Here is a 15197-nt window from a genome sequence, read left to right as displayed (position 1 = left end):
TGTTTTCAGACGGCCTGTGTGTGATTTTAACATGTTAAATGGGCATTCTTGCCCATTATTATCCGTGGAATATTCAATATCTTGATGATGCCCGCTTGATGATTGCTCAAAGGCTTGAGGCCGTCTGAACTTTGGGTATATTTCATCCGAATGCGAATCCTAACAAAAACGGCGGCTTTGGAACAGCCGCCGTTGGTTTTGTTTGAAGCTTACAGGGTATTTATCAATGCTTTGGCACACCAGTCGATAACGGTTTGCGGCATGATACCCCACAGGAGCAGTAGGAAGGCATTGACCGTCAGGACAAATTTGGCGGCATAGTTGCTGCCGACCGGCTGGTCATGATCAGGTGCATCGAAGTAGATGACTTTGACCACGCGCAGGTAGTAGAACGCACCAATCAGCGACATGATGACGGCAAATACGGACAACCAAACATGGCCTTGTTTCAAGAGAGCCATAATCACGCCGAATTTGGCGTAGAAGCCCATCAGCGGCGGAATACCCGCCATGGAGAACATAGACAGCAACATCAGGAAGGCAAACCATGCATGGCGTTGGTTAAGGCCTGCGAGGTCTTTGATGTTTTCACATTCAATGTCTTTGGTGGACAATACCATCAAAACACCGAAGCTGACTGCCGCCATCAAAGCATAGGTAATGGCGTAATACAAACCTGCAGTAAAGCCGACTGCGCCTGCCATAAACGCCAACAGGATAAAGCCCATGTGCGATACGGTAGAATAGGCAAGCATACGTTTGATATTGGTTTGCATGATGGCGGCAAGGTTACCGACCACCAAAGAAGCAACGGCAAGAATGGCCAACATCGGCGCCCAGTCTGAATGTATGGTACCCATACCGGTAACAAGGATACGGAACGCAAAGACAACGGCGGCGATTTTCGGAGCCGTACCCACAAAGGCGGTAACAGAGGTCGGCGCACCATCGTACACATCGGGTACCCACATATGGAATGGAACCGCACCCAATTTAAATGCAATGGCGACTACGATAAATACCATACCCAATTTCAACAACCATTCATTGGCCTGCTCATTGAAAGCAGAAGCCAAGACGGAAGCAAAATCAAGGGAACCGGTGGCGCCGTAAACCATAGAAATACCATAGAGCAGCAAACCGGAGGCCAACGCGCCCAATACGAAGTATTTCAGCGCGGCCTCGGCAGAGCGGCCGGAGTCGCGGCGCAGGGCAATCATGGCGTACAGCGACAAAGACAACAATTCCAAACCGATATACGCAGTCAAGAAATGTGCCGAGCTGACCATGACGCTCATACCCAACAGGGCAAACAATGACAGGGTGTAAAACTCGCCTTTAAAGATTTGGCGGTCTTGGTTGTACGGTTTACTGTAAATAAACAGACCAAACGTCAGCGCATACAGCACCAGTTTTGCCAAACGGGACATGCCATCTGCAATATACATACCGTGAAAGGCATCGACACTACCCTGCTCCCATACCGCCAATTGGGTGACGGCCACGATGATGACCGTTCCCAAACTCATCAGATGGGTCAGATAGCGGCTTTTATCGCAAATCCACAAGTCTGCCAGCAATACGACACCCAATAGCGCAAGCAGCACGATTTCGGGCATGGCGGGCATTAAATTCAAATCAGACCAGTTCATTTACACACCTCAAATCTTGCTTTGTGCTACATGGGCAATCAAATCGTTTGCCGCTTGATGCACCACTTCGATAAACGCTTGCGGATACAGACCCATGCCCAAAACAGCAACCGCCAAAATCGCCAAAATCGCAAATTCGCGGCAATTGATGTCTTTCATTTCGGCAACGTGCGGATTGTAGATCGCACCAAAAATAACGCGTTTGTACATCCACAGGGTATAAGACGCACCGTAAATCAAGGTCATGGCGGCCAACGCGCCTACCCAGAAATTCACTTTAACCGCGCCCATAATCACCATAAACTCGCCCACGAAGCCGGAAGTCGCAGGCAGACCGGCATTGGCCATACCGAACAACATCATAAACGCCGCAAACTTAGGCATCACATTGACCACGCCGCCATAGTCGGCAATATTTCGGGTATGCAGGCGGTCGTACATCACGCCGATACACATAAACATCGCGGCAGACACAAAACCGTGGGAAATCATTTGAACGATTGCACCTTTCAATGCCCAGTCATTCAGTTGGCCGTTCACAAACAGGAACATACCCAAAGTGACAAAACCCATGTGGCTGATGGAAGAGTATGCCACCAGTTTTTTCATATCGGTTTGCACCAAAGCCACCATACCGATGTAAATCACGGCAATCAGGCTCAATACGATGATCACGGGGGCAAAATAGCGTGCCGCATCCGGCATAATCGGCAGGATAAAGCGCAAGAAACCATACGCACCCAGCTTCAGCGTAATGGCCGCCAACACCATCGAACCGCCGGTCGGCGCTTCAACGTGGGCATCCGGCAACCAAGTGTGCACAGGGAACATCGGCACTTTTACGGCAAATGACAGGAAGAACGCCGCAAACAAAAGCTGTTGCACGCCCAACGGAATCTGTTTGATGTTTTGGAAATCGACAATAGAGAAGCTACCTGTCTGATAGTACAGGTAAACCATGGCAACCAGCATCAAGAGCGAACCCATCAGCGTATAGAGGAACAGCTTGACCGACGCATAGACGCGGCGCGGGCCGCCCCATACACCGATAATCAGGTACAGCGGAATCAGCATACCCTCGAAGAACACATAAAACAGAATCGCATCCTGCGCGGCAAACGCGCCGTTAATCAAACCCGACATAATCAGGAAAGCGGCCATATACTGCGCCGGACGTTTCTGAATGACTTCCCAACCGGCCAATACCACCAACAGCGTAATAAACGCATTCAAGATGATAAAGAGCACTGAAATACCGTCCACGCCCAATGCGTAGTTGATTTTCAGCAACGGAATCCACTCGTGGAACTCGGTAAACTGATAGCCGCCGCTCAAACGGTCGAAACCGGTAAACAGGGGCAGCGTTACCAAGAAACCGGCAAGCGCACCCATGAAGGCAAGCACACGCGCCAGTGGCGCACGGCTGTCCTTACCGGTCGCCAAAACCAGCACACCTGCGGCGATGGGTATCCATATTGCCAAGCTGAGTAGGTAGTTGGAAAACATAGTGGTTAACCTGTGGTTAAAATAAAAAATATAGTTGTATGGGTTGGTTTCCAGACGACATTTCAGGAGGCCGTCTGAAAAAGATTGTGTATTTTGTGTACGGCAAAATCAAGAAAAATGTATATCTGCCGTCATTCTCTTATTCTGTTGCTGTCTCAAACCTTCTTTTCAGACGGCCTCAAACACTGTCCTCTTTCTCAATCACCAAAATCCGCGCTTCGCCGCACGGATGGGCGACGTGTTCCGTGCCGATTCCTGCATAGAAGATATCTCCGCTTTTCAAACGAACGATGTGTTCTTCGCCGTTTTCTCGGTAGTGCATATCAACTTCGCCATCCATCACGGCAAACACTTCCTCGCCGTCGTTGATGTGCCATGTGTAGGGCTGGTTCGTCCAGTGCAGGCGCACGGTGATGCCGTTCATATTGGCGATGTCGAGTGCGCCCCATGCGCGAGAAGCGGTAAATTCGGCGGAACAGATGGTTCGTGTGTCCGACATAGTTTTTTCTCGCCTCTATATTTCAGACGGCCTCTTCCCTATTTTTCTTGTCAAAACCGTTATCCGAAGATTTTGACTACGCTCCGTCGGTACGGTTGGTGTCCATCTCAAGTTTAATGAACGCATCAATCATGCTGCGCCAAACTGCTTCTGCTACTTCGGGCGACAAACCGGCCTTTTCGGCATAAACGCGGCGAGAGGCAATCACTTGAGCCACCCGTTCGGGCGCGGAAACCGCCTGGACATCATTTTTAGGTTTCAGACGACCAGCCTGCCGTACCAATTTCTGCCGGCGGGCGAGTAATTCGATTAATCCCTTATCCAAACCATCGATGGCTTCGCGGACTTCGTCCAGGGTTTGCGGTAATTTGTCTTCAATCATTGTTGCTCAAATTTTCTTTTTCAGACGGCCCTATACACAAACTATAGACAGGCCGTCTGAAATCCCGCTTTTATCGGAACAATCCCCAGAATGTCATGCCGAGCAGTACCAATACGCCGAATACCATAGCGGCGGCATAGGTATAGATGAAGCCGGTTTGGACTTTGCGTACCTGCGCGGCAATCGCGCCGACCAGTTTGGCAGAGCCGTTGACGATGCCGTTGTCGATAATGGCGGTATCGCCGACTTTCCAGAAGAAAGTACCCAATGCACGCGTGCCTTTGGCAAAGACGTTGAAATACAGGGCGTCGAGGTAGTATTTGTTTTCAAACAAAACGTAAACCGGACGGAACGCCTGTGCAATTTTCGCAGGCAGGTGCGGCAGTTTGACGTACAAGAGCCATGCGCTCAATACGCCTGCGATAGCGAGGTAAAGTACGGGCGAATGCAGGCTGTGCGACACCATTGCCAATGCGCCGTGGAACTCTTCCTTCATGATGTGCATGGTCGGATGCGCATCGATATTGACGAAAATCACGTCTTTGAAGAAATCGCCGTAAAGCATAGGCTCGATGGCAACATAGCCGATGATGACGGACGGAATGGCAAGCAAAATCAAAGGCAGGGTAACGACCAGCGGGCTTTCGTGCGGATTGTCGTTTTTGCCCAAGCCGTGATGCTCTTCACCATGATGATCGTCATGATGTTCAGGCAGACTGCGCCATTTTTCTTCGCCGTGGAACACCATAAAGTATTGGCGGAACGCGTAAAATGCGGTAACGAACACGCTGGCGAGGACGGCAAAATAGGCAAAGCCGCTGCCCGGCAGGGTGCTGTATTTCGCTGCTTCGATAATCGAATCTTTGGAATAGAAGCCGGAGAAGAACGGCGTACCGATCAGCGACAAGTTACCGATCAGCATGGTCAGCCAAGTAATCGGCATGTATTTTTTCAGGTTGCCCATATGGCGCATGTCTTGGTCATGGTGCATACCGATAATCGCGCTACCTGCGGCCAAGAACAACAAGGCTTTAAAGAAAGCGTGGGTCATCACATGGAACATTGCTACGGAATAGGCAGACGCACCCAAAGCCACAGTCATATAGCCCAGTTGCGACAGGGTGGAATACGCAACCACACGTTTGATGTCGTTTTGAATCACGCCCAAGAAACCCATAAACAGAGCAGTAATCGCACCGATTACCATGATGACAGATAGCGCAGTGCTGCTCATCTCATAAATCGGCGACATACGCGATACCATGAACAGACCGGCGGTAACCATGGTTGCGGCGTGAATCAATGCAGAAATCGGTGTCGGGCCTTCCATCGAATCAGGCAGCCAAACGTGCAACGGGAACTGCGCCGATTTACCCATCGCACCGACAAACAGGAGCAAACAGGTTACGGTAATCAAAGACCATTCGACACCAGGGAACAGTTGGATAGTGGCCGTCTGAACATTAGGCAGATAAGCGAATACATCTTGATAGCGCAGGCTGCCGCCGAAATAGGCAAGCACCAAGCCGATACCGAGCAAAAAGCCGAAGTCGCCGACACGGTTGATCAAAAAGGCTTTCAGGTTGGCAAATGTTGCGCTTGGACGTTTGAAATAGAAACCGATCAAGAGATACGACACCAAACCCACCGCTTCCCAGCCGAAGAAGAGCTGGATGAAGTTGTTGCTCATAATCAGCATCAACATGCTGAAAGTAAACAAAGAAATATAGCTGAAGAAGCGTTGGTAGCCGACTTTTTCATCGTGCATATAACCGATGGTGTAGATATGCACCATCAACGATACGCCGGTGACCACAACCATCATCATCGCCGTCATTGTATCGACCAAGAAGCCGACGGAAAAATCCAAGCCGCCCATTGTCAGCCAAGTATAGACGTTCTCGTCAAACTTGGCGCGGCTTCCGTCGATAAAGCCCCACAACACATAAGCCGACAGCACGGCAGACACCGCCACGCCGAGTATCGTAACCGTATGCGCGCCGGCACGTCCAATTTTGTTGCCGAACAAACCCGCAATCAGCGAACCTGCCAAAGGTACAAGGGCAATTACCAAATATAAAGTCATATCGTTCATGATTACCCTTTCAACTCATCCAAATCGGCAACGTTGATTGTTTTTCTGTTACGGTACACCAGCACCATAATTGCCAAACCGATGGCGGATTCAGCAGCGGCAACGGTCAATACGAAGAATACGAAAATCTGTCCGGCAGTATCGCCCAAATATTGGGAGAAGGCGATAAAGTTGAAGTTCACCGCCAAGAGCATCAGCTCGATGGACATCAGCAATACCAGCACGTTTTTGCGGTTCATAAAGATACCCATTGCGCTGATACCGAACAGGAGCGCACCCAATACCAAATAATGCGTCAAGGTAATCATGCTTTGCCCTCCCCTTCCGGCTTGAGGCCGTCTGAAACTTCGCTTTCTTCGGCAGATTCGACTTGCGGTTTGACCGCTTCCATTTTCACCAAGCGCATACGGCCTTGATCGGCGCGTACTTTAACTTGGTCTGCAGGGTCCATACGTTTCGGATTGAAAGTTTTGCGGTGAACCAGCGCAATCGCGGCTACCATACCCAACAGCAGCAATACCGCCGCCAACTCAAACGGCAACAGGTAGTCGGTATAAATACGGCTGCCCAAATCGCGGATATTGTTGTAATCGGCCGGAATGTCTTTCATCAAACCAAATGCGGCAAGGTCGGTTTTCGGGTTGACCAAAATCAGGATCAGGGCAACCGCCAACAATGTGCCGACCACACCGGCAACAGGCGCATGACGCCAGAAACCGGCACGCATTTCTTCAATGTCGATGTTCAACATCATCACGACGAACAGGAACAACACCATCACGGCGCCGACGTAAACCACCACCAGCGTCACACCCAAGAATTCGGCCTGCATCAGCATCCAAATCATCGCGCTCACGCAGAAGGTCAGCACCAGATGCAAAGCGGCGTGCACAGGGTTTTTAGCAGTAACGGTACGAACCGCACCGTACAAAACGATGGCGGCAAGGATATAGAACAGAATCGCGGAAAAAGTCATTCGTCTGCTCCTTAACGATACGGCGCGTCAGCGGCTTTGCGTTTGGCGATTTCGGGTTCGTATTTGTCGCCAATGGCCAAAAGAATCGGCTTGGTCATGTGCAAGTCGCCTTTTTTCTCGCCGTGGTATTCAAAAATATGGGTTTCCACAATCGCATCAGTCGGGCAGGCCTCTTCGCAGAAACCGCAGAAGATGCACTTGGTCAGGTCGATGTCGTAACGCTTGGTGCGGCGGGTGCCGTCTTCGCGTTCTTCCGATTCGATGTTAATCGCCATTGCCGGACAAACTGCCTCACACAATTTACACGCAATACAGCGCTCTTCGCCGTTCGGATAACGGCGTTGCGCGTGCAGGCCGCGGAAACGCACGGATTGCGGCGTTTTCTCTTCGGGGAAGTAAATCGTGTCTTTGCGGGCAAAAAAGTTTTTGAGCGTTACGCCCATGCCTTTCACCAATTCGCCCAGCAGGAAGGTTTTTACTAAATTAGCCATTTTCGGATGCTCTTTTCGGATTGTTCTGTTTACAGGCCGTCTGAAAGCGGTTTTTTTAACCTGCCGCGCCCACCATTTCTAAAAACTCGGCTTCGGTCAGCTTCGGGGTATCGTTGGCCAAGTCATAATACGGAGCTTTGCAATCAATAAAGATTTGTGAGGTAGTTTCAAAGCCCGCGTTGTCGGCAAACAGCCCGGCGTTGATGTAATAATCGTTGCCAACCTGCACAAACAGGTGTGTGCCGCAGTGTTTGCAAAAACAGCGTTGCGCCCATTCGGACGACTGATAATGCGCGATGTGCTCGCTGCCTGTGATTTCGGGCGACCGGGCGGCCAAAGTAAAAGACGCGCCGCTGCCCCATGTGCGGCATTTCCCGCAATGGCAGGCGTGGAGTTCGCGGTTTTCGGCGGTTTCCAGTGATACTGCGCCGCACAGGCATTGAGCTTTCATCGGTTTCTCTCGGTTTGAAACGGTTAAAAATTTGGGGTTCAGGCTACCTGAAAACTTTCAGACGGCCTCCCTGCCCTATTTCCACAAATTCAGCGGTGAAATCATCCACACGCCCAAAACCACGATGTAGGCGAAGCCGATGGGAATCAGCACTTTCCAGCCCAAGCGCATGATTTGGTCGTAGCGGTAGCGCGGGAAGGTGGCACGGATCCACAGGTACCAGTACAGCACCGCCGCCATTTTCACGAACATCCAGAATGCGGAAGGCGTACCGATAAAGCCCCAGCTTTGCGGGAACGGAGACAACCAGCCGCCGAGGAACATCAGCGATGTCAACGCGGCAATCAGAATCATGAAAATGTATTCGGCGAGGAAGAACAGTGCGAATGCGAAGCCGGAGTATTCGACGTGGTGACCGGCAACGATTTCAGATTCACCCTCTGCCACGTCAAACGGCGCGCGGTTGGTTTCGGCAACGGCGGAAATCAGATAAACGATGAAGATGGGGAAGAGCGGCAGCCAGTTCCAAGAGAATACTGAACCGCCGGCAATACCTTTGGCTTGCGCGGCAACGATGTCGGAGAAGTTCATGCTGCCCGATACCATCACGACGCACACCAACGCGGCACTCATGGCAATCTCGTAGGAAATGCTTTGCGCGGAAGCACGCATTGCGCCCAAGAACGAATATTTGGAGTTGGAAGCCCAGCCCGCGATGATCACGCCGTAAACCGACAGCGAGGTAATCATCAGGATATACAAAAGGCCGATATTGATGTTGGTCAGCACCCATTCTTCGTTGAACGGAATCACTGCCCATGCCGCAAAAGACGGGGCTAGCGACATAATCGGACCAATATAGAACAGGGCTTTATTTGACAGCTTCGGACGGGTTACCTCTTTAAACAAGAGTTTGAACACGTCGGCAAACGGCTGAATCAGACCCCACGGGCCGGTTACGTTTGGGCCAACGCGAAGCTGCATAAAGCCGATGACTTTACGTTCGAAATACGTCAGGTAGGCAACGGTCAGAATCAGCGGAATCAGGATAATCACGATTTTGACGATGACGGATACCACCAAGCCTACGGTAATACCCAAATCGCCCAGACCGAGCGTTGCGGCAAAGAGGTTTTGGAACCATTCTTGCATGATCAAGCTCCCGCCAGTTCAATAGTGTCCATCAACGCACCCAGCGCGGCATTTTCGGTATGCAGCGGCAGATGCACCACGTTTTCAGGCAAACCGGCATCAGCTTTGACGGCAACCGATACGCTTGCGCCGTTTTGTTTGGCAACAACAGTTTGTCCGTCTTGCAGGCCCAAGCGTGCCAATGTGTTTGGATTTACACGCGCGGCAGGCACGGCGGCATGGCTGGTTTCTTGCAACGGTGCGGAACGGCGCACGATAGGATCAGTGTGATAAATACCGACGCCGCCGACACGGACGAGACGGTCTGAGGCCGTCTGAACGCCCTCCCCTGTCCATGTGCTGCAGTTATCCAGTTTGGACGGCAGACTTTCTGCATCCAGCGCATCTTTCAGAATCGCAGCGGTATCGTGATATTCAAAACCTTTCAGGTCAAACAGGTTGCCCAATACGCGCAACACTTTCCACATCGGACGCGAATCGCCGAAGCCTTGTACCACGCCGTGGAAAGATTGCAGACGGCCTTCCATATTGATGAAGCTGCCTGATGTTTCGGTAAACGGCGCAATCGGCAACAATACGTCGCACACGTCCAACAGCATTTCGCTGACAAACGGTGTAAACGCCATCACACTTTTCGCCTGTTTCAACGCGGCTACGGCTTTTGCGCCGTCCGCCGTATCGATTTCAGGCTCGACGTTGAGCAACAAGACTGCCTGTTTCGGCGCATTTGCCATTTCGGCAACGCTCTCGCCGGAGTTCACGCCCAAAACATCCGCACCAACGCTGTTGGCAGCTTGCGGCAAAATACCCAGCACTGCGCCGGTCGCGTCTGCCAGCTCTTGCGCGGCAGCATAAATGGCGGCGTAATCGGGATGGTTTTGCACTTCCGCACCCAAAATCACCGCTGCTTTTTCAGCATTTTTCAGGCTGGCGGTAACGGCGTGTTCCGCATTGGCAGACAGGTTTTTCAGACGGCCTGCCCACTCATCGGGATGTGCAGCTTCTTGAGACAGAAGCGGCATAAACAATTCTTCTTTACTGCTGGCCAATACGCTCAAGGCCATACGGTCTTTGGCGGCGCGGCGCAGGCGGGCGGTCAGGAGCGGCTGTTCTTTGCGCAAGTTCGCGCCGACTACCAATACGGCATCGTTGTCAGCCAAAGATTCAATGCTTTGTCCCAACCATTGTGCACCTTTAAGGCCGTCTGAAAGACGTTTGTCTTGTTGGCGCAGGCGGGTTGCAAAGTTTTTAACGCCCAAGCCGTCGGCAAGTTTTTTGGCCAGATACAGCTCTTCAACCGTATTCATCGGATTGGCCCAAATGCCGACTTGGTTTTGGTTGCCGTCTTTGGCGATACATTCAATCGCGCTGCGGACATATTCCAACGCGGTTTTCCAATCCACGTCCATCCACTCGCCACCCTGTTTGATTTTCGGGTTTTTCAGACGGCTTTCGTGATACAGGCCTTCGTAGGCAAAACGGTCGCGGTCGGACAGCCAGCATTCGTTGATGGCTTCGTTTTCCAACGGCAACACGCGACGGACGGTATGGTCTTTGGTTTGTACAATCAGGTTGCTGCCCAAAGCGTCATGGGCGGAAACGGATTTGCGGCGGTTCAATTCCCAAGTACGCGCGTTGAAGCGGAACGGTTTGCTGGTCAATGCGCCGACAGGACACAAATCGATGACGTTGCCTGACAATTCGGTTTCCACTGCTTTGCCGATAAAAGGCATAATTTCGGAGTATTCGCCGCGGTTGGCCATAGCGATTTCTTGCACGCCGGCGATTTCTTCAGTGAAACGAACGCAACGGGTACAGTGGATACAACGGCTCATTTCCTCGGCGGAAACCAAAGGACCCATATCCTTGCCGACGACGGAACGTTTTTCTTCGGTATAACGGCTGGTGGTTTTGCCGTAGCCCATCGCCAAATCCTGCAACTGGCATTCGCCGCCTTGGTCGCAGGTCGGACAATCAAGCGGATGGTTGATGAGCAGGAACTCCATCACGCCTTCTTGCGCCTCTCGGGCTTTTGCCGAATGCGTACGCACAATCATGCCGTCTGTAACCGGCGTGGCACAGGCGGGCAGGGGTTTGGGGGCTTTTTCCACGTCCACCAAACACATACGGCAGTTGGCGGCGATGGAAAGTTTTTTGTGGTAACAGAAATGCGGGATATAAGTACCGAGCTTGTGCGCGGCTTCAATCACCGTCGCGCCCTGCTCCACAGATACCTGTTTGCCGTCGATTTCGATTTGTAACATGGTTCGTTCCTAGTTACGGGTATTTAATAAATAATTCTTTTAGAGGCCGTCTGAAAACTTAGCACCACTTATTCGGTTTCATCGGTCCGCCGTGTTCGATGTAATGCACAAACTCATCACGGAAATGCTTGGTAAAGCTGCGGACAGGGAAGACGGCGGCATCGGCAAGGGCGCAGATAGTGCGGCCTGCCATTTGGTTGCCGACGGAATCCAGCAAATCCAAGTCTTCCATGCGGCCTTTGCCTTCTACGATGCGGTGGACGATGCGGTAAAGCCAGCCAGTACCTTCACGACAAGGCGTACATTGGCCGCAAGACTCGTCGTAGTAGAAGTAGCTCAGGCGTTCAAGGGCTTTCACCATGCACACGTCTTCGTCCATGACGATAATCGCGCCGGAACCCAACATCGAGCCTGCTTTGGAAATCGAGTCATAGTCCATATTGGTCTGCATCATGATATCGGCAGGCAACACGGGCGCGGACGAACCGCCGGGAATGACGGCTTTAAGTTTTTTACCGCCGCGCATACCGCCCGCCATTTTCAGGACTTCGGCAAACGGCGTGCCCAACGGCACTTCATAGTTGCCTGGACGCTCGACATGACCGGAAATACAGAACAATTTGGTACCGCCTGCATTCGGAATACCTTTATCGGCAAATGCCTGTCCGCCGTCACGGATAATGAAGGGGACGGAGGAGAACGTTTCGGTATTGTTGATGGTAGTCGGTTTGCCGTACAGGCCGAACGAAGCAGGGAATGGTGGTTTAAAGCGAGGCTGGCCTTTTTTGCCTTCCAGCGATTCGAGCAATGCGGTTTCTTCGCCGCAAATATATGCGCCGTAGCCGTGGTGGGCGAAGAGTTCAAATTCAAAATCCGAACCCAAAATATTTTTACCCAAAAAGCCTGCGGCACGCGCCTGCTCCAAAGCGGCTTCAAAACGTTGGTAGCCTTCGAAAATTTCGCCGTGGATGTAGTTGTAGCCGGCTTTCGCACCCATCGCGTAACCGGCGATAATCATGCCTTCAATCAGGGCATGAGGATTGAACATGATGATGTCGCGGTCTTTAAATGTACCCGGCTCGCCTTCGTCGGTGTTACAAACCACATATTTTTCGCCCGGGAAGGAACGGGGCATAAAGCTCCATTTTAAACCGGTCGGGAAGCCCGCACCGCCACGACCGCGCAAGCCAGAGGTTTTGACTTCGTCAATCACATCGGTTTGCGAGATGTTTTCGGACAGGATTTTACGCAGGGCGGTATAACCGCCACGTTTGACGTATTCGTCCAATGTCCAGCAATCGGGATTGGCGGTATCCACTTGGTCAAAAATCACGCCTGATTGGTAAATAGCCATTTTTGGTGTGCCTGTTCGTTTTCGTATCGGTTGCAGCCGTTGTTTTCAGACGGCCTTTTATTTCAGTTCGGCAAGTTTCTTGTCAATCGCTTCTGCGGTCATAAAGCTGCACATGCTGTGGTTGTTGACCAGCATGACCGGAGCGTCGCCACATGCGCCCATGCATTCGCCTTCGACAAGGGTAAATTTGCCGTCGGGCGTGGTTTCGCCGTAGCCGATACCGAGTTTTTGTTTGAGGTATTCGCCGGTTGCCATACCGCCGCGCAGGGCGCAGGGCAGGTTGGTACAAACGGTCAGTTTGTATTTGCCGACAGGCTCAAGGTCGTACATATTGTAGAAAGTAGCGACTTCGTAGGCTTGTGCAGGCGAGATGCCGATATAGTCTGCGACAAAAGCGATGGTCTCAGGAGCAAGCCAGCCTTTTTCGGTTTGGGCAATACGCAATGCGCCCATGATGGCGGAGCGACGTTGGTCGGCAGGATATTTTGCCAACTCGATGTCAATTTGTTTTAAAGATTCTGCGGATAACATTATCGGTCAACCTCCCCGAATACGATGTCCTGCGTACCGATGATGGCAACAACGTCGGCCAGCATGTGGCCTTTTGCCATTTCGTCCATGCCTTGCAGGTGGGCGAAGCCGGGTGCGCGGATTTTCAGGCGGTAGGGTTTGTTTGCGCCGTCTGAAATGATGTAAACGCCGAACTCGCCTTTCGGATGTTCGACAGCGGTGTAGGTCTCGCCCTCGGGAACGTGCATACCCTCGGTAAAGAGTTTGAAATGGTGAATCAGGTCTTCTATACCTGTTTTCATTTCGGTACGTTTGGGCGGAGCGAATTTGTGGTTTGTGGTAATGACCGGACCCGGATTGACACGCAACCACTCGGAACATTGTTTGATGATGCGTACGGATTGACGCATTTCTTCCATACGGCAGAGGTAACGGTCGTAGCAGTCGCCGTTGACGCCGACGGGGATGTCGAAATCCATTTTGTCGTACACTTCGTAAGGTTGTGTCTTACGCACGTCCCATTCCACGCCGGAACCGCGCAACATAACGCCGGTAAAGCCTTTTTGCATGGCGCGCTCAGGAGTGACAACACCGATGCCGACGGTACGCTGTTTCCAAATACGGTTGTCGGTCAGGAGGGTTTCGAGTGTGTCGATGTTTTTCGGGAAACGCTCGCAGAAGGCGTCGATAAAGTCGAGCATGGTACCTTCGCGGGATTCGTTGAGCTGCTTCAATACTTTGGCGTTGCGGAATTTGCTGCTCTCGTATTTAGGCATGAAGTCGGGCAGGTCGCGGTAAACGCCGCCGGGACGGAAGTAGGCCGCGTGCATACGCGCGCCGGAAACGGCTTCGTACAAGTCCATCAGCTCTTCGCGGTCGCGGAAGGCGTAAAGAATGGCGGTCATCGCGCCGATGTCGAAAGCGTGCGAACCGATGCCCATTAAGTGATTGAGGATGCGCGTTACTTCGGCAAACATCACGCGAATATACTGGGCGCGGATAGGTACATCGATACCGGCAAGTTTTTCTACCGCCAAGCAATACGCCTGCTCGTTGACCATCATGGAAACGTAGTCCAAACGGTCCATATAGGGCAGGGCTTGCAGATAGGTTTTGGTTTCAGCCAGTTTTTCAGTACCGCGGTGCAGGAGGCCGATGTGCGGATCGGCACGGACGATGGTTTCGCCCTCCAACTCCAAAATCATACGCAATACGCCGTGCGCCGCAGGGTGTTGCGGGCCGAAGTTGATGGTGTAGTTTCTTAATTTATTGGCCACCGTAGTTCTCCTCACGGACGATACGCGGCGTGATCTCGCGCGGCTCAATGGTAACAGGTTGGTAAATCACGCGTTTTTGCTCTTCATCGTAACGCATTTCCACATAGCCGGAAATCGGGAAGTCTTTGCGGAACGGATGTCCGACAAAACCGTAATCGGTCAGGATGCGGCGCAAGTCCGGGTGGTTGTTGAACATGATGCCGTACATATCGAAGGCTTCGCGTTCGTACCAATCCGCGCTGTTGTAAATATCGACGACGGATTCGACTACTGGGAAGTCGTCGTCTGAAACCCAGACGCGTACGCGGATGCGTTGATTGTTTTTAACGGAAAGCAGCTGACTGACGACGGCAAAGCGTTTGCCCTGCCATACTTCGTTTTTGTAAGTGCTGTAATCGACACCGCACAAGTCAACCAGAAGCTCGAAATGCAGCTCTTCATGGTCGCGCAATGCGGTCATGACTGAAATATAGTGTTCGGGCAGACACTCGACGGTAATCTCGCCCAAAGCTGAAATGACTTTGCTTGCCTGATCGCCAAGCACGCCGACGACGGTCTCGTATAAGTTTTGAATGCTTGCCATATCGT

The 15197-nt window shown here is 51.9% G+C and carries 15 protein-coding genes; all 15 read right to left on the bottom strand.

Features of this window, described 5'->3' with window-relative positions:
• Positions 1-209: 209 nt before the first annotated feature.
• Positions 210-1652 carry an NADH-quinone oxidoreductase subunit NuoN gene (nuoN, locus tag ACTHSA_RS08245; protein WP_004519130.1) on the bottom strand — a complete coding sequence of 481 codons (1443 nt, stop codon included), beginning with the start codon at positions 1650-1652 and terminating at the stop codon, positions 210-212.
• A 9-nt stretch (positions 1653-1661) separates the two neighbouring features.
• Entirely contained in the window at positions 1662-3158 is a 1497-nt protein-coding gene (locus tag ACTHSA_RS08240; protein ID WP_440378866.1) for an NADH-quinone oxidoreductase subunit M, read from the bottom strand.
• 178 nt (positions 3159-3336) lie between these two features.
• Positions 3337-3657, bottom strand: coding sequence for a cupin (locus ACTHSA_RS08235; protein WP_070624921.1), 321 nt, complete (start codon positions 3655-3657; stop codon positions 3337-3339).
• Between the two features lie 76 nt (positions 3658-3733).
• Positions 3734-4039, bottom strand: coding sequence for a chorismate mutase (locus tag ACTHSA_RS08230; protein ID WP_070624919.1), 306 nt, complete (start codon positions 4037-4039; stop codon positions 3734-3736).
• A 70-nt stretch (positions 4040-4109) separates the two neighbouring features.
• Positions 4110-6134: an NADH-quinone oxidoreductase subunit L gene (gene nuoL / locus ACTHSA_RS08225; RefSeq protein ID WP_070624917.1), complete on the bottom strand. Its 2025-nt coding sequence runs from the start codon at positions 6132-6134 to the stop codon at positions 4110-4112.
• A 2-nt stretch (positions 6135-6136) separates the two neighbouring features.
• On the bottom strand, positions 6137-6442 hold the full coding sequence (gene nuoK / locus ACTHSA_RS08220; RefSeq protein ID WP_003747881.1) for an NADH-quinone oxidoreductase subunit NuoK: 306 nt from the start codon (positions 6440-6442) through the stop codon (positions 6137-6139).
• Positions 6439-7110 carry an NADH-quinone oxidoreductase subunit J gene (locus tag ACTHSA_RS08215; protein WP_070624915.1) on the bottom strand — a complete coding sequence of 224 codons (672 nt, stop codon included), beginning with the start codon at positions 7108-7110 and terminating at the stop codon, positions 6439-6441. Before ACTHSA_RS08215 ends, nuoK begins: the two co-directional genes overlap by 4 nt.
• Positions 7111-7121: 11 nt before the next feature.
• Positions 7122-7601: an NADH-quinone oxidoreductase subunit NuoI gene (gene nuoI / locus ACTHSA_RS08210; protein ID WP_003747878.1), complete on the bottom strand. Its 480-nt coding sequence runs from the start codon at positions 7599-7601 to the stop codon at positions 7122-7124.
• A gap of 55 nt (positions 7602-7656) precedes the next feature.
• Complete coding sequence (locus tag ACTHSA_RS08205) at positions 7657-8052, bottom strand: GFA family protein (protein ID WP_003676990.1); 396 nt, start codon at positions 8050-8052, stop codon at positions 7657-7659.
• 75 nt (positions 8053-8127) lie between these two features.
• Positions 8128-9204, bottom strand: coding sequence for an NADH-quinone oxidoreductase subunit NuoH (gene nuoH / locus ACTHSA_RS08200; protein WP_002228932.1), 1077 nt, complete (start codon positions 9202-9204; stop codon positions 8128-8130).
• Between the two features lie 2 nt (positions 9205-9206).
• Complete coding sequence (gene nuoG, locus ACTHSA_RS08195; RefSeq protein WP_150540565.1) at positions 9207-11468, bottom strand: NADH-quinone oxidoreductase subunit NuoG; 2262 nt, start codon at positions 11466-11468, stop codon at positions 9207-9209.
• 58 nt (positions 11469-11526) lie between these two features.
• Positions 11527-12822 carry an NADH-quinone oxidoreductase subunit NuoF gene (nuoF, locus tag ACTHSA_RS08190; protein ID WP_003686543.1) on the bottom strand — a complete coding sequence of 432 codons (1296 nt, stop codon included), beginning with the start codon at positions 12820-12822 and terminating at the stop codon, positions 11527-11529.
• A gap of 57 nt (positions 12823-12879) precedes the next feature.
• A complete protein-coding gene (gene nuoE, locus ACTHSA_RS08185; protein ID WP_004519138.1) occupies positions 12880-13353 on the bottom strand; it encodes an NADH-quinone oxidoreductase subunit NuoE in 474 nt (157 codons plus the stop codon).
• Positions 13353-14609: an NADH dehydrogenase (quinone) subunit D gene (gene nuoD / locus ACTHSA_RS08180; protein ID WP_004519139.1), complete on the bottom strand. Its 1257-nt coding sequence runs from the start codon at positions 14607-14609 to the stop codon at positions 13353-13355. Before nuoD ends, nuoE begins: the two co-directional genes overlap by 1 nt.
• Positions 14599-15192 carry an NADH-quinone oxidoreductase subunit C gene (locus ACTHSA_RS08175; protein WP_002216335.1) on the bottom strand — a complete coding sequence of 198 codons (594 nt, stop codon included), beginning with the start codon at positions 15190-15192 and terminating at the stop codon, positions 14599-14601. The genes nuoD and ACTHSA_RS08175 overlap by 11 nt, the downstream gene beginning before the upstream one ends.
• Between the last annotated feature and the right edge of the window lie 5 nt (positions 15193-15197).

It is taken from the genome of Neisseria sp. P0008.S002 (assembly GCF_051962805.1).
Classification (GTDB): domain Bacteria; phylum Pseudomonadota; class Gammaproteobacteria; order Burkholderiales; family Neisseriaceae; genus Neisseria; species Neisseria perflava.
This window is presented reverse-complemented; position numbering and strand designations above follow the sequence as displayed.